The following is a 20,150-nucleotide window of genomic DNA, read 5'->3' as shown; positions in this document are numbered from 1 at the left end:
GTAGCGGATAGCGAGTAGCGGATAGCGAGTAGCGGATAGCGGGTAGCGGATAGTGGTAGCGGATAGTGGTAGCGGATAGTGGTAGCGGACAGTGGTAGCGGACAGTGGTAGCGGATAGCCGTAGCTGTTAGCCATAGTGATTAGCGGTTAGTGATTAGCGGTTAACGGTCAGGTATTAAGCGCGAAGGACTAAGAGCTAAAAGCTAAGAGCCAAAAGCTAACAGCTCTACAGATCCACCCACTTAATAGCCAGCGCATATGCCATAGCAGAAAACAGCGGTGCAAACACTACATCCGTAGTATAATGTACATGCTGTACCAGCAGCAGCACTGCCACCAGGAATGTGCTGATACCTGCCAGGTAGCGGTCCTGCTTTTTTTCGCAGCAAAGGAAAATGAGGAAAAGCAAAGAAGTATGGCCGGAATAGAACAGATCCTTACTAATAGACTGCCCACCATAAAATACACCGGTCAGCGGGTCGGTTAAGGCGATCATATTCACGGGCGGTGCCAGGGGCACCAGGAAAATGGTAAGGCAGCGGGATACGCAAAGCAATATATATGCTGTAATAGCGGTCAGGAACAGCTTGGGCCGTGCTGTGGCTCTCACCACAAACAATACCATCATTCCCCATATAAGGATCATTATAGGGATTGAAACGTCAATTGCAGGTATGCTGGCCAGGATCCAGTCGTTCAGTACCGTACCATCCCGTTTTTCGATATACCGGAAAAAGGATGGAAAGGTTAAAAAAATGAGCACCAGTGTAATGCTGCCGGCGATCATTTTCTTTTTAAAACTCGTATTCTCCCATGAAATTTGCCAGCTCCTTCTCAGAAGTTGAATTTTTCCAACACGCATTTACAGCTTACGGGTTTTGCTATGTTCTTACTTACGGGGTGTAATTTTAATATAAATATACCAATAATAAAAATATGTTACACTATCAGAGATAAAAATCTATGAGCGCACCAAAATAGGCATCCTGCCATCCTTCCACAATATCGGCATAGGCGTCGTCCGGAATATTGGTATGTTTCAATTCTGCCGAAGTGCCTTTCTTATCAGGATGCAGGATAATGGTTACAATAGAATCTTCCTCCTGGTCGCCGAAATACCATTGCTGCACGATCTTTTTATCTTCCACAAACTCCAGGTTGCGGCCGGCAATGCTCCCCTCCCACAGGGAAAATTCTGAGCCCGGCTCTGTGCTCATTTCTGCCGGCTCCCCGCTCCAAAGCTGTATGGTGGCGGGGTTGGTGAGTGCCCGGTATACATCTTCCGGAGGCGCCGGTACTATAAAATGCTTTTTATAATCCTTCATAATCAGCGTAACAATGATCGGTAATTATGCGCAAATGTATTCAAATTAATTACATTCTTAAACCCCTTGTAAATGAGGCGCAAAAGAGCCGGCCGGCCGGCTATGTTATTTTATGATTATTACATTTAAAATATTTTTAATATTATTATCTTTACGAACTCATCTTTATACCTGATCCTGTCAGCTTTTGAAACCGGGCATGAGACATTTTCTTACACAACCTGTTCTGCTACAGCGGAAGGGGCAGGTAATGCGAGGTTTATCCCGCGAATTATTAAAGTTTCTTTTGTCCCGATGCATCTTCGATGTCATCTGACCCGTAAAAAATCGAACCGGCGAAGGAGGTTCACAAATACAACTAAAAAAACAAAGAACTACGAAACCAGCGAAGGAGGTTCATTGAGGCCATTAAAAAAACAAAGAACTACGAAATAGATAAATATAACAGATGAAACATATTTTTTACCTGCTCTTATGCTGCCTGGCGTTACCTGCCATCGCGCAAAACCGCTACTACCCTTACGCAGAGGGCGCCAAATGGGGGCTTACCGATGAAAACCTGGCCGTATTGGTAACCCCGCAGTTTGATACCAGCTTCCGCTTTGTAGACAACAAATTTGCGATCGTAAAAAAACAACAGCATTACGGCCTTATAAGCCCGGATGGAAATATGATCCTTCCCTGTGATTATGAAGCCCTCAGCTATTTTGGGATGAATGCAGGTACTGCGCAATTACAGGGTAAATACCAGCTGCTGAATTTTACTACCGGCAAACCCATCTCCGCTTTTGTGTTTGACAAGCTGAATGATTACAGCTACAACGATGCTATTATACTGCTGGTTACCCAGGCCGGTAAAAAGTATTTTTTAAACATCTTTACCGGGCAGCCGTTAAACCCCAAAGGTTATGACGATGCTTCATTCCTGCGGAGCTATAATAACCGCGGTACAATAAAAACCGGTAATAAATACGGCCTCATAGACCTGCGTACCGGCGCCATTGTGCTGCCTGTTAAATACGATAAGCTGGAAACAGCATGGCAGAACGGTAACAAAATACTGGTGGCCACCACCGGTAAGCTCAATACCTGGTTTGATGAGCAGGGCGTTGTAGTTCCTCAGCCTAAAAAGGAAAAACCCGCCAAAACCAAAGCAAAAAAGGAGGAGGAAATGGTTGCAACCCTGGAGGAAACAGTCATGGAAGCACCGGTAGAAGCTACGGTTGACGGCCCTGAAATGAAAAAGGACATTTACATTTATAACCAGGGTAACAACAAGTGGAAGCTGACCCTTGAAAACCGCCCCCTGTATACCTCCGGAGAGACCGAGATCTTAAATACCTTTGACCTGAACGGCTATACGAACCTGCAAAAGCTGAGCTATGATCCTTACAGCCGCGATATACCTTCCGTAACGCTGAAAGCTGTAAAGGATGGGAAAACAGGCATTATTAACCCGGCAGGAAATGTATTGGCGCCTTTCCAGTACGATGATATTATTTACACCGGCAACTATTACAAAACCATCCGCAATAACAAGATAGGGATCCTGGGCAGGGACCTGAGCGAGATAACCCCGCCGGTGCTGCAGAACATATATGCCAGCGATCCTTACCTGCGCGCCTGGCTGGTGGAAATGCCCAATGGAAAAAAAGGGTATATGGACATGAAAAGCGGGAAAATCTTTATTCCCGGTATACAGCTAACCAGTAATTAACCCCATGCATATTATAATACGGAGGGGCGCCGCTGCCCTGCTGTTATGCCTGAATGCCGCTATGGCACTTGCACAGCAAACAACGGTACCGGCAGCGCTAAGCGGCAACTGGCTTAAAACAGATGGCAGCAACCAGTTTGTAATAGGACTGTATAACGGGGTTGCCTGTTACCAGAACAATGTCTCCTCTATTACAGCCTTTAGCGGCAGTAATAACCACTGGCAAATAACCTTAGCCGGCAAACGGCTGAGCCTTTCCCTGCAGGATGCCCATACCCTTATACTTACGGAGAACGGGCAGCCACGAACGTTAAAGCATACACGTACTTATAATTACGCATACCAACCCGTACAACAGCCTTTAAAACAACCGCTGTTCCGGGTAGGAACCGCTACTGTAAAAGGTTACCTGCAGCTGCCGGCCACTGCCCCCAGGAACAAGCTGCAATACAACTATGTATTGATAAGCTATGAAAATGTGCTGACCGGCGAGCCGGAGTACTTTCCGGCCGACCTGGATAAAACAGGCTGCTTTACCATTACCTTCCCGCTGTATAAGCTGCAAAAATGTACGCTGATCTATAACCAGGATAAAATAGCCACCTTCCTGGCGCAACCAGGCAGCAGCCTGCTGCTGGCCGTGAATCCGGACATTAAAGTAAGCAGCCCCAACCCGGACTATGACCTGATAGCGCAACGCGTAGCTGTTATGGGCGATGATGCAGATCTCAATAATCAGTACCAGCATTTTTTAACCTACCGCAGCGGTTTAAATGATACGGCTTATACACAGAACATAACCGCGTTATCGCAGGTATACTCACCTGCCAGGGCGCCGCAGGTTGTTATTGATTATATAAAGGAGGAAGTGTTGTACGATTATGCCTACAAACGCTTGTCTGATACACGTAATGCAGATAGCGCCATAGCACAGCAGCTGTACCAGCGCTACCTGGTACCCGTATCGCCATACGCCGTACTGCACGACAACTTTTACCAGCTGGCCGGTTATTATGCAGACCGGCTGCGTGAAGGCAGCCGCAGTAATGGTATGCGCTACTCTTTTTCTATCGATAGGATGGATCAGCGCATTAATAACGATTACAGCCGCCTTCTTTCACCGGAGTTTATGCAGCCTTTCAAAGCTATGAAAAAAGATACCGCCCGGCTGCGCAATATGAAGGATGAAGAAATTATTAAAACCTATTTCAATGGCGACAAAGATGCGGCCATTGCTTTCCGCTACCTGACCCGGAAAATACAGGATGAGTTTCTTAAAGAACAGCGCGATTCTGTGGCTTATGCCCGGAATGCCACTATCCTTAAAGACCCGGCAGCACTTTTTGCCGCTAACCTATACCAGCTGCTGCACAGCAGCTATTCTGACGATGATCTGCGCATCCCCTCAACCTACCGGCTGAATATCTTTAAGGATGCAGCAGCAGCAGACAATATGCCCTGGTGGCTGGTAGACAGCCTTAACCGGCAAGAAGCCATTAAAACTGCCAGCGCCGGCCTGGCGGTAAAGCTGGACAGTACGCGCATCCGCGAAGTTAATAACGAAGCAGATTGGCAGGCCGTGCTGAAAAGTTATCGCGGCAAAGTAGTGGTAATATCCATGTACAACCATTTCTTTCGAAAGGAAAACGCCACCCTTGGCTTATACAACCTGGAAAAACTGCAGACTTTATACAAAGGCAAAAATGTGGTGTTCCTGAAATGTATTATACAACGGCAGCGCAGCGATAAAATGAAACAGCTGTTCGGCTACCTGCAGCTAATGGATAGCCGGCATCAGCTGCAAAATGTGCTGTACATTAACCGTAAGATCAGCGCTATGGCATTAATGGAAGAGGCTATTGAAGGGAATATGGGTATTTACGGCGTTGCGGGGGAAGCGCATCACCCGGCCATTTTTGCAAAAAAATCCAGTTACAAAGAGCGGGACAATATTACTTTAGCCGCAGAGCTGAACGCAGTGCTGGCCGGCAAGGGACACTATTATGAAAGTGATGCCGCCGCTTATTTTATAAAAGATAAAAAGAATGAGAGCTATGTTCCCAGCTACAGGAATGAAACGCTCAAAACCTGGACGCGCCGGGATTCTGCCGGCGCCTATGAAGTGTACATACCTAAAGAGCCGGATGCACCGGATTATGAAACGGGGGATTCTGTTTACAGGCAGGTGATCTTTATGGCAGATTCCTTTTTTGTAAGTGCCAGGCTGGTATTACACAGGCAACCTGTAGAAAAGAATGGCCATAACCGCCTTTTTTACTCCGGCAATTACCAGAATGAATCAACATGGGAAGATGGGTATCGTTACGAGTTTAACAAACCTGCTAAACTGCTGCAGCTTTACAATAAGCAGAAAAAGCTACAGCGGCAATACCGGGTGGTAATGATCAATACCGACATGATGGTGCTGGAAAAATTGTAGGCAGCATTTAGCTTTTAGCGTTTGGCGTTTAGCGTTTAGCATTCAGCGTATTACCGGTTTTTTATCCTTAAAGCCTATCACCAGCTGGCGGTAATCTTCTACCGGTTTAAAGTCGGCCTGTTTAGGCTCCCAGGCCGGCATATTTTTTATTACGCGGATGGCTTCCTGGTCAAAAGCATCCCCCAGACCTGTTACCAGCTGTATGTTATCTGTAATGCCATTGGGCGTGATCCTGAACCGGATCACCAGCGCATCCTCCACATTCTCTTTTACACCAGCCGGGTATACAAAGTTAGCCTGCAGGTATTTTTCAAGGTCCTGCGCCTGTGTACCAAACCGGGATGGCCCTGCAGGCAGCTTATCACGTGAAAATTCTGCTGTGTTATCAGCAGCCTGCATATTATCTGTATAAAAATGAAAGACTTTTTCCAGCCTGGTCTTAACCCGTTTTCCATTGATCACACCCGGTTGCCATAAGGGCATGTGGCGTAACAGGGCAATGGCCTGCTCATCACAACCATAACCCAGCTTTTTGGTGACGAGGATGTCTGCTACCCGTCCGTTTTCATCAATCACAAACTTGGTAACCACATTACCGCTGATATTAGCCGCCAGCGCCGCCTTGGTGGTACGCAGGCCGGTGAGTATATACTGGTCAAAAGCCTGCTCACCACCCGGGTAAGCGGCCAGCGTATCTTCAGAAGCCTTTACGCCTTCCAGGGTAGTTTCCTGCGCTACGGAATGGCCAGCCAGCGCCGCAATCAAATTAAATAAAATTAAAATGCGTTTCATGCCGGCAAGATAGTAAAAATACCAGGCGTTTAAATGAAAAGAGGTCCCCTTTTACAGGCGGACCTCTTTCCTATATACATGAAGGACAAACTTATTAGTAGCTCACTGCTTTACCGGCATTAACCTGGCCATTCCCGAAGAAACGGTCTTTACCAGGCGTACCATAATCAGTAGCGCTTTTGCGGAACAGCAGATCTACCAGTAAGGGATTAGCCAACCGGCCGTATTTGCCATAGATCAGCGCTGCAGCGGCTGAAACGTGCGGGGCAGCCATGCTGGTACCGGCAGACCAGGTATAGTAATACGTATCTGTAGCTTCATCCCAGGCGCCAATGTTAAACACAAAGTCAAACACATATTCCGGGTTAACAACACCGCCTACATTTACGATAGTAGTATTAATAGGAATGCTGTAGTTACCGCCCGGCGCACCGTAAGAAATAAAGTTCTTACCGGAGTTGGTGAAAATAGAAGGACGGTACAAGGTAGTATCCTGGTTAATACCCCAGCCCAGCGGGCCGTTGGAGGAAATGGACAGTACGCCCAAACAGGCGGCAGGATATGTGATAAAGTTCTTTTCCACGTCATAGTTATATGCATCATTACCGGCAGCAGCTACTACGGTAGTGCCCAGTAAATTTGCATAGATGGTAGCACGGTTCATAGCAATTACCAGGTCTCTTACATCACGGTCATATACCACGGTGTAATCATCGCTGGGATCATCGGGCGTGCCGTTATCATCTACAAAAGTTCTGCGGGGCAGCTCGCCACCCAGGCTCATGTTAATCACATTGGCGCCATGATTTACGGCATAGAAGATACCGTCAATAATGCCGCTCCAGGGGCCGGAGCCATTATCATCCAGTACTTTTACCAGCATCAGCTTTGCTTCCGGGGCCACGCCTACTACGCCGTAAGCATCGTCCAGCGCGGCAATAGTGCCGGCAACGTGGGTGCCATGGCTGAAACCTTCTGCGCCATGATACTGTACTTCTTCACCTTCAATAAAGCTGTGCGTTAAAATAATGTTGGGTTTAATTTCTGCATCGTTCAGCAGGAAACCGCCATCCAGTACAGCTACTTTGGCGCCACGGCCTTTGTAGCCTTTTTGCCAGGCTTGCGGTGCTTTAATGGATTGCAGATCCCATTGCAAAAAGCTGTAGGGGTTGTTGGCTAATGCATTGGATTTGGCCATAGGCCCTGCGGCTGCGGCATGCGCACCGGGTTTGTAAGATACAGAAGAGCGATAAACTTTTGTGGGCAGGCGCCAGTTCATTACAATGTCTACCGCTACAGATTGCACCCCGGGGATCTTTCTTGCTTTTTCAGGAAAGCTGGGATCAGGGGTTTGTACGTGGATTAAACCTAATTCCTTGATAGCTTCTTTGAGCTTAAATTTCTTAACGCCTAAGGCGGTTAAACCTTCTGAGATGGTTTCAAGCTTTGCGCCTTCCTGCGCAATTACAATGAAACCCCGGTCCTGTTGTTTTTTGGATTTGTTCAGTGACCCATTAATGATGTTAAGGTCTTTTTTACATGAGGCGATAACAATGAGCATCATAAGGGGTAAGACCAAACGCATAAGTTGATTTCTTTTCATAGCGAATAAAATTTAAATGAATAACGAAACGGATTTTGGAAATTAAAAACAGATTGCTACTATTTATGTGTGCATGACTCTGGCTGCTACATAGGGCTAATTGAATGTACTTAAATATTTTAGATTAATCAACTTTATATAGGGAGTGCAGAAAAAATTAATATCCCCTGCAGATAAGCGTATAAGGGATCTGCGGGTTTACGCAAAAAACCTGCCGGTAATTACCGGCAGGCAGGTTTATATGATCAGGAGAAATGGCGGCCGATTATAAAACCATTTGTGCAAGGCCTTGTCCGAACGACCAGTTTTCGGCCGTTACTTCTGTAAGCACAATGAACACATCATCCATTGTAACCGGTGTGCGTGCAGCTATTTTTTCTGCAATGGAATGGTATAACGCTTTTTTCATTTCTACGGTGCGGCCATGGCGGGCAGTGATCTCAATAAACACCAGGTTATTGCTGTGCGGCACGTTCAGGTAACCGGACCTGTATACCAGGTCGGTAAGGCGCACTTCATGTATTACATGGAAATAATCATCAGCCGGCACATTAAAATGCGCCATCAGGCTTTCGTGCACAGAAAGGGAAATATCATTTTTTATTTTTTCCGTTAAGTTTTGTGCAAGATTGATCTTTACAAAAGGCATATGATTAGTTTTTTGTACCAGGAGAAAGTATGATAACGGGCTGCCCTTTTTTAGCCAGGTAAATAGCTACAAATTTGCAGGGCTGGTCTGCAAGCGCATTCTTAAAGGTTTGTATGGGCTGATTGGCAGCTTCATGGAAGCTATCGCCCGCCTTCAATATAACAGGCGACTGGCCGGATACCTGGTATTCGATCTGGCCGGATACCACATACCCGTATACCTCACAGGGATGGTAATGCGCCGGGGCGCCCTGGCCAGGCGCACAGGTAATTTCATCTATACGTATATCCTCTACCGTAGCAGGCGCCAATGCCTGCTCTAATAATATTTTGCGGCTGATGCCGGCAGGTGTGGATTGTGCAAATGCGCTCCCTCCCACTGCCAGCAATCCTATCAAGAAGCAAACTGTTTTCATTGCTGTAAATTTTTGCACCTCAAAATTAGGGCAATTCCATACTTTTGTAATATTGAAATATCTGATACAATACTTCAATTTTATTAAACTATGACCAGCGACCTTATGGACCTGGACCTGCTTCGCACCTTTGTGCTGGCAGTAGATCTTGACAGCTTTGCCAAAGCTGCGGACCGGGTAGCCCGTTCCCAGTCGGCCGTGAGCCTGCAAATGCAACGCCTGGAAGAAATGACCGGGCAACCGCTGTTCATTAAACAAGGGCGTGGCTGGCACCTGACTGCTGCCGGCGAAATGCTGCTGGGCTACGCCAAACAGCTGCTGGACATTAATGACCGCGCAGTACGTGCCCTGAGTGATACCCAGCTGGAAGGACAGGTACGGTTAGGTATATCTGCAGATTTTGCGGAGAGCGAGCTGCCCCTGGTACTGGCCCGTTTTGCAGCAGTATACCCGCAGGTGCAGATCACCATTGTGATAGACCGGCAGGCAGTGCTCATGAAACAGCTGCAGTCCGGCCAGCTGGATGTAATTGTGAATATGCACTTTCATACGCCGGCAGACGCTATTCCCATCGGGCAGCTGCCTTTGCGCTGGATCGGCGGCCCCGACACACGGCTGGTCCCGGATCAACCATTACCGTTATTGTTATTTGAATCGCCCTGCATTGTACGCCAGGCGGGTTTAGAGGCGCTGGAAGCCGCTCAGCGCAGCTGGCGGATAGTACTGACCAGTCCCAGCTTAGCCGGGCTGTGGGCGGCTGCGCAGGCAGGATTAGGGGTGACCATCCGCACAGCCATAGGCGTACCACCGGGATGTAAGCTGCTGCCAGCGTCTGCCGGGCTGCCCGCATTACCGGTCATGCACCTGTTCTTACAGCAGCAAAAGCAGCACCCCTCACCGGCGGTGGAACGGCTCACAGAAATATTACAGGAAACATTACGTGAGCAGGTGCAACGTGTTCGTAAAAAATAAAAAATCGGTTTCTTTGTAAAGTCATGTCGTTATTTATTACATCATTGAACTCAGGCAGCAACGGAAACTGTTATTACATAGGTAATGACTGGGACGCCGTGCTGGTAGATGCGGGGATCTCCTGCCGCGAAACGGAGAAGCGGATGAAACGCCTGGGACTATCCATGCACCAGGTAAGGGCCATTTTTGTTTCCCATGAACATACAGACCATATACGCGGGATACCCGTAATTGCCCGCAAATATCGCCTGCCGGTATATATTACTGCTGCTACCCTGCTCAGTGGCGGGCTGCAGCTTAATGCACAGCAGGTTATTTCCTTCAGCGCTTATACGCCGGTACAGGTAGGCTCTCTTACGGTAACCGCCTTTCCCAAATTCCATGACGCCTCTGAACCGCATAGCTTTATTGTGAACTGCGGCGACATTAACATTGGGGTATTCACTGACATTGGCGCACCCTGCGAGCATGTGATCCGCCATTTTCAGCAATGCCATGCAGCTTTCCTGGAATCAAACTATGATGAGCAAATGCTGGAGCAGGGACGGTATCCGTATTTTTTAAAGAACCGTATCCGCGGCGGACAGGGGCATTTATCCAACCGGCAGGCGCTGGAATTGTTCAAGGCGTACCGGCCGGCCTTCATGAGCCACTTGCTGTTATCGCATCTTTCGCAGGAGAACAACTCCCCTGACCTGGTGCAGGCTTTATTCAATGAACATGCGGACGGGACAGAGATCGTAGTGGCCACCCGGTTTGCGGAGACCGCTGTATACCAGGTTGGTTTGAATTTAATTTGAAGAATATTTGGAAGAAAAAGATTAATTCCTATCTTTGCACTCCCGAAATCAAAAAACGGGAATGATTCCGTAGCTCAGTTGGTAGAGCAATACACTTTTAATGTATGGGTCCTGGGTTCGAGTCCCAGCGGGATCACAAAAGGCATTCTTAGGAATGCCTTTTTTCGTTTATACATGCCACTGTAGCTGTTTTTGCAAAAATTGTATTGCAAAGAAAATCTATCAATAGCTATCCGTTCGGTTACCATTTCGGTTACCATTCAATTTTCTGAATTTTAGGTAACCGAATGACTGGAGGGAGTTTGAAATCTTTGAAAAAGCCCAAAATGTTCAAAGGATTTCATTTATAACCTCCTTAAAAGGATAAGTATATTTTTTGTATAACTTGCATATATTGAAGTACTAATAGAAATTAAACTATCAACATGCCGCACACACCTAAAGACATAACATGGTATGAAATTACCAAAGATTTAATCATACCCTTTTTAGGCGTCATAACGACAATAGTGATTGGGACAATTATAGCTTATCTTCTAAAAAGCAAAGAAGAGAAAGCAAAAATAAAGACCTTACTTATTGATAACTACATGTTATATCTGGACAAAAAAATGCAGTTTTTTGAATACGAGCTGACTTCATTTAAATATCAAATATTTAAGGACATATTCATTAATTACGAAAAATACTTTGAACAGCAGGTGAATAACCATTTCGCTAAAGAAAAAGTTGCAAAGCTTCGTGACACATTCAAGGCAAAATTGGATAGTACTATTCAAAATGATACAAATTGGTCACCATTCACATACAGATTTGCCTTTTTACTTGGGAAAAAGAATTACGACAAACACGTACAATCTTTGGAAGACAGTGTTGTTCAAAACTATATTAGGGAAAAAGCCCGTAGTGAATTCTTAGAGCAGCTTAAAACCAAAATAGCTGGAAACAAAGAAGTGGTTGACAAAATGAATTCGTTAAACACTAATAAAATAGTAGATGCCTTAGATGACATAGAGTATTTGATTTCCATAACTTACAACGACTATCAGTTTAGAATATTCAATCCGTTTGACACAAGAATTGCTAACTTGATAGACAAATATTAACTGCTACTAACATTGCATTTCAATATGGTGGGGCGACGCAAGTGAGATGCAAAAAGGTTCGAGTTCAAGTACCAAAAGGTCGTTATAAAACAACTAAAAATCAGTGATTCTATGTGTTTATTTAGATAACCAAAGCATCGGAAAAGATGTCTATTTTGATACATTGCTATTGAACATTACACCGGAAAAGTACAGGAAGAGAGCCATTACTATTCCTTCGAGCCATCCCATGAATCTAAAAGACAGAAATCGTTTTGCCGTTCTCATCGATCGGATCTGAGTAGAAGGTTATATCTGGACGCGATTGTTTGATCTTTGCTTTAACGCATACAAAGAGTGTCGATATATAAATATCATATAATTTTTTGCTCGTTTCGTGGGGTCGTCCAAAAATGTTGTGCACATTTGGTTCTCTTTTTTCAACAAATCCCTGTAAGCCGGAAACAGTTCTATCTGAATTAATCCTGGAAATAAGATGCTTAAAATCGTCTGCAAAAAGCTGTAGTTTATTTTCGTTTTGTTCCATTCGAATATCCATGAAGTGAGATCTGAATTGGCTACAATCATTCAAAATACAAATTCCTTTTAAATTGGGTAGCAATAGCAGTTTTTCAATATCTGACTTTTGGGTAATTAGAATGTTGATGAAGAATATGTTTCTCAGCCCCCAAAAAAAATTATTGCTGAATTCGTGTGGGTTCAAAATAGTGAGAGAACGATTAATTTCGATGCCTTGAATTGGACAAACAGGCAAATATTTTTTGAGGTATACAACCAGATTACTGTAGGTGGTTGTTTCGTACGGGATATCGAAATTTACCCGGTGCTGTTCTCTTGATACGATTGCATGGCACATTTCGCTGTGGAAGGCTTTCGCCTGTGACATACTCTCATAATTAAAAGTGTTTCGGAAATTCTCATTTTCAAATATTTCGAGGGAAAGGAAATATTCTAAAATAGATTTGTGCGAAAATTTATATTGTCCACTAGCGTTCCTATTAAGCAAGGATTTACTTTTAAGGTCAATAATTGTTAAATCAATATCAAATTTTCTGGCAAGTTCGGAGAGCTCTTCTGAGTTTATAAAAAGTCCATTTCGCTCTTTTTGATTATAATATATATCGATAGCAACAGCCCTAGAGAATAGGCGTAAATCCGCTTTAAACTTTCCTTTACTGCACACCGGCACTCGGCTGGATTCCCGGTCAAGCCATTTTGTGATCAATGTGTCATAAAGCTCGTAGGAGTATTTATAGGTTTGATTTTCTGTAACAAGATTGTCAATGTAGGCCAGCAACATTGGCCGTACCATTAGGTTAGGGCATTGTTCTACTATACCTTTAGCAACTCGCTTCTTGCGTTTGTTAAAGAAGCCGTACTTCTTATTTAAATAATCCGAGACATTCTTATCATCAAAGGGTGATACATACATCTTATAAAAGAAGTGCATACCTTTGTCACCGCCAAACTTCATCTGTCCTGTTTCGTAAGGTTCCTCAATCGCCGATTCAAAAAATTGTGTCCGTGAGGTAATAATTACCTTTCTGAATTCTGATGTGAGATCTAAGAGCTCATTCATGCGTTTGCGGTAGTCCTCTACGGCCTTTGGATCCTCATCAAATCCGTCCAGTAATAAAATTTTCTTTTGTTTATCAGTCTGGTTAATGCTCAGCAAGGTGCTGTCTAGATCTTTACTTCCAAGCGGGAGCAATTTAATCTCAAATCTTCGGCCGATTTGACGTAAATAAGTATAGTAAAGATTAATCAACATCGTTGTTTTTCCCATGCCGGAATCTGCTAGTACCATGAAATATTTCTGACTATCATCGCTGTTAAAAGACTTTTTAATAAGGAATGGTATAATCTTTTGTTTTGCAGAGAACACATTTGCCAAACGCGTTTCCTGTTCGTTGGCTGGATCAATATTTTGAAATCGTGTTTCTACATAGTATTTGGTTGCATTAACGATTTCAGCTGCGTCGAAAAAAGGGTATAGATTACGACGAAGAATTCCTTTTTTGCGACGTTCTAGTAAAAATATAATGAGTTTATGAAGTCCTGGGAGAAGAACGACGAATACCAAGGTGAGTAGAAGCAAAGAATGTTTTTCCAGCCAATATTGGCCGGCGTCGTGTAATAAGGGATTTATGTATTCTGAAAGTAATCGACTGATTTCTTCCATTTGCAATTATTAACGGACTACCTGAAGATACATCCTTTTTCTAAATTCTTAAATTGTATCTCTGCTAAAACCTATAGCGCTACCTAAATCAACGTTTGCTATTGGTATTAATTAACTTCTATTTCATGATTTTTAATACTGGAGTTAGTCAAGGTGAAGTCAACAAATGTAAAATAATTAATATAACACCTAGAGCAATCAACCTGCTGCCAATATTAGGGTACTTTGTATGGCTCCCGCAATACGCCCCAAAAACTCCCAGGACTCACGCTCTGTAAATTATTAACCATGAAGAATTCCAAGTCTAAACAAGTGTGATAACTAAGCCCAAGTGCTAAGTGTGCAGATGGTATGAGGTATTCGTTACCGCCTATGATAGAGGAAGTATCCAGAGCGATTGTTCCTTTATTTACTCATTGAATTAAAAAATATTAGGATGATCTTGGTAGAACTAATGTTTACCAGTACACGTATGTAACAGAACTTATTCGTAGCATTCGTTGTTGTTCATAATAACAAGAAGTCAGAGAACTCTCAAACTACTTCAGCTTCTTAACAGGTCAATGCTGAACTCATGGTTTAGGAAAAATTGCTTGATCGGGCTCCCAGCAAATAGTACAAATCCATTACGGCTGACTATCCACACGTGGCCGAAATTAATTCAGAAAACGGATTTGCGTAACTTCCAGGCAAAATATAGAAAACCTAAATTATGTTAATCAATAATATCTAATACCATACTTTTCTGATATCCCGCATTGTGAAATTACGTATATTAGTTGTTATCAGCAATATAACTGACAGATCGTAAAATGATAACCATACCAATCTCAATTCAGATTCCCGACCTTTGGAATACACAGACATTTACAAAAAACAACTGGGGTCAAATCAATTTAATAGTTGGCCCCAATGGAACAGGTAAATCTTTATTCGCCGAGCAATTAAAGAAACAACTAAGCCAAAAAGGCTATAAGGCGAGACTTTTAAATGCGGAACGCTTAAGCGGCTTAGAAAAGCAGAATTATTCATATTTTAGCCATGGAAGCGCGTTACAAGATGGATTTAATATTTCCCAATTTAACGAATTGAAAAGGCGTGGTGAAGATTATGGACTTTCTTCTTCTGCATTCGTTATTCTCAAAGAACGTCTTGATGTACGAGTAAAAATTGAAGCACTTCTTTCTGACATTTTTAATAAGACAATTAGACTTGTTGAGGAAGGTGGATATTTAAAGCCAAAAATTCAAAACAATATTGGGGGAACGGAATATGAACTAAGAGAGAAGGAATGTCATGGCTTGAAAGAAATTCTAACACTTCTAACTTTTTTATATGATGAAAGTAAAGATTGTTTGATTTTAGATGAGCCAGAATTGCATCTTCATCCACAATTTCAATCATTCTTTCTCACTGAGATAAGGAAATTTGCAGGCGACCCCAAAACTGAGCCGAGTAAAAAACTCTTCTTCATTATTACTCATTCTCCTTACTTCTTAGATCTAAGAAGTATTGAAGACTTGAAAAGCATTCTTATTTGCCACTATAATCTGCCGCCTGATCATGTAGATACCTTAGATGCACAAGATGAATATATCCTGAACAGATTTTTGCCACGTTTCAATACCCATCACAAGCAATTTTTCTTCTCACCTTACCCTGTATTTGTCGAAGGTTATACGGACCAACAAATTATCACTTTACTGTTTGACAAGTTAAATTATAACATTTATGCTTCCGGTTCATGTGTTATCGATGTTGGTGGTAAAGATGAATTGGCAGTTTTCTTTAGACTGTGTAAGCACCTCAAAATTCAAGCAAGAATAATCGCTGACATGGATGCATTCTTCAAAGGTAAACTTCGAGAAGTAGCTCAAGCTGACCCAAATTGCAATTCATTCATTCAACAAAATGGGTTAGGAACCGACCTATCATTATTGATCGGCGAGTTGGATAGAAAGCTGAAAGAAGTTGCTGATGATTTGGTAACAAAGATGTCTACCGACCCTGATGTTACTCACTTAATAAATCTCTTGAAACCAATCATATCCGTTGCGGACAAGAGAGGTACAGTTGTGAATTCATGTTTAATTGCACTTATTAAACATAAAACGAAAATCCTATCCGAAGTATCACTGGCTCAGCAACCAAATATTAATTATATCGTCCCGAGATTTAATTTACTTTTGGAAGCGTTCAAAGCTGCAAATATTTTTATATTTCCGAAAGGAGAAATAGAGCATTATTATACTCAATCTACATTTGACTATCTCACTTTTACAGACAAGGATAAAAACACGTCGTTCCACGCAGAGCGAGACTATATTTTAGCAACAACTGATAAAAATTTGCTTGAAACCACTTACCCGGAGTTGATCTCTATATTAAAAGCATCAGTACCACAAGTGAAGGTTGACTTAAGCAGACACCTAAAGTATCTGATAGTGGAATGGGTACAAACAGTTCAAATAGCCATCTCAAAAGGTGATATTTCGGAGCTTGCTGGGTTAAAAACAAATGCGAAGATTGATTACAAATTATTCAGCCAAATTATTGAAGTATTGGATTTGGATGTTCAACCTGACAAAAGATTTACCTGTAGGATAATAGTCAATAAGTCATTGACCGACTTGAACGCAGAGATAACCTTTAATGAGAAGACAACACCTCATGATTTCGTCTTGATAATATAAACTACCTGTGACATGGTATTTCTCCAATGGGGACTGAAGAATAAATTTTGAGAAATAGTAGTCTGTTATTCTATTGTAGTAAGCCCCAGCCCATCAATACGGACTGCTGTGATTTCCGAGGCATGGTTCGTGTCTGTAGGCACGTTAGCGGTCATGGATTCCATTGGTAGCAGTCCTTTTTGTGAATTTCTGCCTTTGAATTTTGCCAGAATGCTTTGATATAATTTAAATAACTTTGAGGGATTGTCAGGGGATGATTTAGATCGCCCCTTGCAATTTAGATCTTTCAATATTTCAAATACCTACCAAAGGAATCGGTTACCTTTTCGGTTACCACCATTGATAGCTTTTTACAGAATCAATACAGTGGCGCATTTGAGGTGCCTGTACTGAGTCCCAGCGGGATCACGAAAGGCATTCTTAGGAATGTTTTTTTCGTTTATATATGTCGCAGTAGCGGTTTTGCAAAAATTGTATTTCAAAGAAAGTCCATCAATAGCTATCGATTCGGTTACTTATCCGGTTACCTTGTAAAATCCGCAATTTTAGGTAACCGAATGATTGTGGCAGTTTGAAAGAATTTGAAAGAACTCAAAGTATTTCATTCTTAACCATCTTAAAAACGATAACTATGAGTAAGCAGGACCTTTCTATTTTATTTTGGCTAAAAAGAAGTATAGCCCGGAAAGCTAAGGATGGCAAAGCCCAATTTATACACGTTTTACAATTGATGGACTACATACCGAAATTTCATTAAGCCGGCAACCAGCAGCGTAAATAGCGGATCACGAATACGCGATATAGGCATTGCTTGAAATAGCTACGATTGCCGGATCAAATCTTAACTAATACATATTAAAGCAGACGCTATCTCCCGGATGGCGTCTGCTAAATAAATTACCTCAATTTTTGAATCCTCATAGCATACACTGTAGATTCTCCACAATCCCATTGTTGACTGCTGCCTGTCTTGAGGTTAGCGCTACTACTACTGAAATTGAGGGTAGGATACATACCAATGATCATCCTCCCATATTGCCTGTATCTTGCTGCTCCTCCCGGACAAGTAAGTACCCATCCTTGTGGTATCTTAACTGCAATGGAACCTTCATTTACTGACAGGCATTGAGGAACTAAGGTAGCCAGATCAGATCCAATATCCAGCGTACCAAAATTTGGAATGTCTTTCGTAATGCCAATTGCATAAGCCGTAATAGATGCAGGTGAACTTGTAATATGGTCTTTACTTGCAACATACCAGGCATTATCAGTACCAGTGGGATGGCTATCCGTTAAAAAATTGCCGGCGCCACTCCAATTCACTTTTGCACCGCCACCTATCAACGTGTATCCGCTACCTGTTAAACTTGCGGATGCCGATGGTTGGGATGCTACACCCGATGTAGCGGAAGTTAGCCTTATATAATTTCTCAGATCAGCGCTTGACAACCCTTCGATCTTAAGACCTATAGCATAACATGCCAGATAGTAAGGCGTTACACCCGGGCGCCCTTTAGATTCTATATACCACGTTCTTAGGTCGTTGCTGGGATAGGATCCTGTCAGGAAAGAACCGGGTTCTCCCTGGTAATTATAGGCACCTCCTCCCACAAGCACATAATCATCCGCCACAGTAACACTCCCCTGAACCAGATCACCGGGGCCAAAATCCGTTGAAACTAAAACAACACTAACCTTACCTGACCAATCGGTAAATGGGCCGGCTACACTCAGCGCACTAACGTTCTTTTCTACTTTAGCATTTTTGTCAGCAGCATTAAAAGGGTCAGATGGGCCTTTGCCGGTTTTAAGCTCTTTTCTGCAGCCGGCAACAGACAATGCTAATAAAAAGCATACGGCAATTGATAGTTGAATTTTCATAAAATGAAATTTAGGGTTTAAGGAATTATTAACTCAAATAGGATACAAAAATGCTTGAAACATTCCCGGGAACTTGCTGTGAAGCCCGGCGAGTGTCAAACTATGATCTGTTGCAGTTTAGGTCAACAACTAAGTAATTAAAATTGAGGGAACTGCCATTATGAGAACGTATAGGGTTTCAAATTGTGGCCTGTTTATTAATGAAAATGAAGATAACAAAAGTTATGATAAAAAAATCGTTTATATGTTGGTTATACTGTTCATGTTCAGGCGCACTGCTAACGTATAGCATACTTTATTTGTAATGGTATGTCGTTTTTAACCCGTATGAAAGTCGCATATGCCTGTCCTACACGTAACATGGTATTGCTGCCGAAATTTTAAGTCCATCCCAAGTCAGCCCCTATGAAGGTAAAAATAAGAGACAATCAACGTGGTATTAGGGATGTGTTATCAAACAACGTTTATTTCCGCTTCTCCTTTGTTGGTAGCAACTATACCAACTATTTTGAAGCGCTTTACGATGAAAGCTCCTAAAAATGAAAAGGCTGCATATAAAAGAGCATAAATATACTCTTCCAGGTCTTTGATAACATTATTAATCGCACCATCTTTATAAATATAGTAAGATAGTGACTCAAAATAAAAGTGTATGCACATAGCCAATAATGTACCATAAACAATAACTGCATATGAAGGGCACCTAAATGCTTTTGTCACTATAATGCTACCGATAAAAAAAGAAAAACAAGTTATTAAAGTCTCCCATTTGCTATAGTGCAAAATAACTCCGTTATTGACAATTCCAATGTCGTGCCCCCCGGATAAATTTTTAAAATCTTCTGGAACTGGAAAAAGTAGCGGAAATACTCCGTCAAAAACATCTTGGAGCAGTATGCGTATACCCGTTAAAGTAAATCCTATGACTAATACCTTCCAAATACTCTCCTTGCTACCAGCGGATTTGTCAGCTAGACTCAAAGAAACATTACGTTGGTCTGGAAATCTAAGATTCTCATATTGCTTGAAAATAGCTGTAGCAATTGCAGTAAGCGCCACACCGGCAACACCAGCAGTTTCTTTATTAATTAGCTTACTTAATAAAACTATTATGAAAACATAAACCACAGATATGCTTAGAGCAGTAACTATAAATCGTTTATCTAAAGTTGCAGGCATAGTAAAATAATAAATTTAAGCCCCTCAAGGCAAGGTTTATACAGGTGTATCTAACATCAATCGAACTATTTGGAAACTCTTCTGAGCGCGATAAATCAGTCATGCCGCTGTTATTTACATTCTACAAAAACATGTAAATCAGGATAATCTCTTTCTACATTACACTAACAAGCAGTCATATGAAGAATTTGACTATGAACTGATAAGCCATCTATATGAAGCATTAGTTTTTGGGGTTGCTTTATCTTTGCCGTTTAAAATAGTACAATGTTATGAAGAATGTAATTACCCCGGGATCCAAAATGAGTGAAAGATGTATTTCAGCTCGCATTCGTTGGTAAATCAAAAACATCCGATTATATTAAGGTAAGTCACACTTTAATCATTGAAATATAT

Annotated in this window: 15 protein-coding genes and 1 tRNA gene; 7 read left to right on the top strand and 9 right to left on the bottom strand. The window is 42.5% G+C overall.

Annotated features, from left to right (window positions below; genetic code table 11):
* Positions 1–226: 226 nt before the first annotated feature.
* Positions 227–862 (bottom strand): phosphatase PAP2-related protein, encoded by a 636-nt coding sequence (locus BMZ54_RS08440; protein WP_089909139.1) that lies wholly within the window; start codon positions 860–862, stop codon positions 227–229.
* An 85-nt stretch (positions 863–947) separates the two neighbouring features.
* Positions 948–1,325 carry an SRPBCC domain-containing protein gene (locus BMZ54_RS08435; RefSeq protein WP_089909136.1) on the bottom strand — a complete coding sequence of 126 codons (378 nt, stop codon included), beginning with the start codon at positions 1,323–1,325 and terminating at the stop codon, positions 948–950.
* A 448-nt stretch (positions 1,326–1,773) separates the two neighbouring features.
* On the opposite strand from BMZ54_RS08435, the gene BMZ54_RS08430 reads away from it, so the two are divergent.
* A complete protein-coding gene (locus BMZ54_RS08430; protein ID WP_089909133.1) occupies positions 1,774–3,042 on the top strand; it encodes a WG repeat-containing protein in 1,269 nt (422 codons plus the stop codon).
* A 4-nt stretch (positions 3,043–3,046) separates the two neighbouring features.
* A complete protein-coding gene (locus BMZ54_RS08425; protein WP_089909130.1) occupies positions 3,047–5,482 on the top strand; it encodes a hypothetical protein in 2,436 nt (811 codons plus the stop codon).
* Between the two features lie 42 nt (positions 5,483–5,524).
* Here BMZ54_RS08425 and BMZ54_RS08420 read toward each other — a convergent pair whose 3' ends face one another.
* From BMZ54_RS08420 to BMZ54_RS08405, 4 genes are all read right to left on the bottom strand, one after another.
* Positions 5,525–6,274: an energy transducer TonB gene (locus tag BMZ54_RS08420; RefSeq protein ID WP_089909127.1), complete on the bottom strand. Its 750-nt coding sequence runs from the start codon at positions 6,272–6,274 to the stop codon at positions 5,525–5,527.
* A gap of 94 nt (positions 6,275–6,368) precedes the next feature.
* A complete protein-coding gene (locus BMZ54_RS08415; RefSeq protein ID WP_143080940.1) occupies positions 6,369–7,877 on the bottom strand; it encodes a S8 family serine peptidase in 1,509 nt (502 codons plus the stop codon).
* 265 nt (positions 7,878–8,142) lie between these two features.
* The gene (locus BMZ54_RS08410) at positions 8,143–8,526 is read right to left on the bottom strand and encodes a tautomerase family protein (protein ID WP_089909124.1); all 384 of its coding nucleotides are present in this window, start codon (positions 8,524–8,526) and stop codon (positions 8,143–8,145) included.
* A gap of 4 nt (positions 8,527–8,530) precedes the next feature.
* Positions 8,531–8,941 carry a cupin domain-containing protein gene (locus BMZ54_RS08405; RefSeq protein ID WP_089909121.1) on the bottom strand — a complete coding sequence of 137 codons (411 nt, stop codon included), beginning with the start codon at positions 8,939–8,941 and terminating at the stop codon, positions 8,531–8,533.
* A gap of 90 nt (positions 8,942–9,031) precedes the next feature.
* Here BMZ54_RS08405 and BMZ54_RS08400 point away from each other — a divergent pair, with 90 nt between their 5' ends.
* The 4 genes from BMZ54_RS08400 (at position 9,032) to BMZ54_RS08385 (ending at position 11,819) form a co-directional block, all read left to right on the top strand.
* The gene (locus BMZ54_RS08400; protein ID WP_089909118.1) at positions 9,032–9,913 is read left to right on the top strand and encodes a LysR substrate-binding domain-containing protein; all 882 of its coding nucleotides are present in this window, start codon (positions 9,032–9,034) and stop codon (positions 9,911–9,913) included.
* A 23-nt stretch (positions 9,914–9,936) separates the two neighbouring features.
* On the top strand, positions 9,937–10,713 hold the full coding sequence (locus BMZ54_RS08395; protein ID WP_089909115.1) for an MBL fold metallo-hydrolase: 777 nt from the start codon (positions 9,937–9,939) through the stop codon (positions 10,711–10,713).
* A gap of 63 nt (positions 10,714–10,776) precedes the next feature.
* Positions 10,777–10,849, top strand: a tRNA-Lys gene (locus tag BMZ54_RS08390).
* 289 nt (positions 10,850–11,138) lie between these two features.
* Entirely contained in the window at positions 11,139–11,819 is a 681-nt protein-coding gene (locus BMZ54_RS08385) for a hypothetical protein (protein WP_089909112.1), read from the top strand.
* A 235-nt stretch (positions 11,820–12,054) separates the two neighbouring features.
* Here BMZ54_RS08385 and BMZ54_RS08380 read toward each other — a convergent pair whose 3' ends face one another.
* Positions 12,055–14,001: an NACHT domain-containing protein gene (locus BMZ54_RS08380; RefSeq protein ID WP_089909108.1), complete on the bottom strand. Its 1,947-nt coding sequence runs from the start codon at positions 13,999–14,001 to the stop codon at positions 12,055–12,057.
* An 812-nt stretch (positions 14,002–14,813) separates the two neighbouring features.
* Here BMZ54_RS08380 and BMZ54_RS08375 point away from each other — a divergent pair.
* Positions 14,814–16,694, top strand: a complete 1,881-nt coding sequence (locus BMZ54_RS08375) for an ATP-dependent nuclease (protein ID WP_089909105.1) — start codon at positions 14,814–14,816, stop codon at positions 16,692–16,694.
* Positions 16,695–17,591: 897 nt separating this feature from the next.
* Here the strand turns inward: BMZ54_RS08375 and BMZ54_RS08370 are convergent.
* Both BMZ54_RS08370 and BMZ54_RS08365 read right to left on the bottom strand, forming a co-directional pair.
* Entirely contained in the window at positions 17,592–18,575 is a 984-nt protein-coding gene (locus BMZ54_RS08370; RefSeq protein ID WP_089909102.1) for a hypothetical protein, read from the bottom strand.
* 453 nt (positions 18,576–19,028) lie between these two features.
* The gene (locus BMZ54_RS08365) at positions 19,029–19,754 is read right to left on the bottom strand and encodes a hypothetical protein (protein ID WP_089909099.1); all 726 of its coding nucleotides are present in this window, start codon (positions 19,752–19,754) and stop codon (positions 19,029–19,031) included.
* Positions 19,755–20,150 lie beyond the last annotated feature (396 nt).

It is taken from the genome of Chitinophaga rupis (assembly GCF_900109685.1).
Lineage (GTDB): Bacteria > Bacteroidota > Bacteroidia > Chitinophagales > Chitinophagaceae > Chitinophaga > Chitinophaga rupis.
Note: the sequence above shows the minus strand (reverse complement) of the source record. Positions and strands in the feature narration are given on the sequence as shown.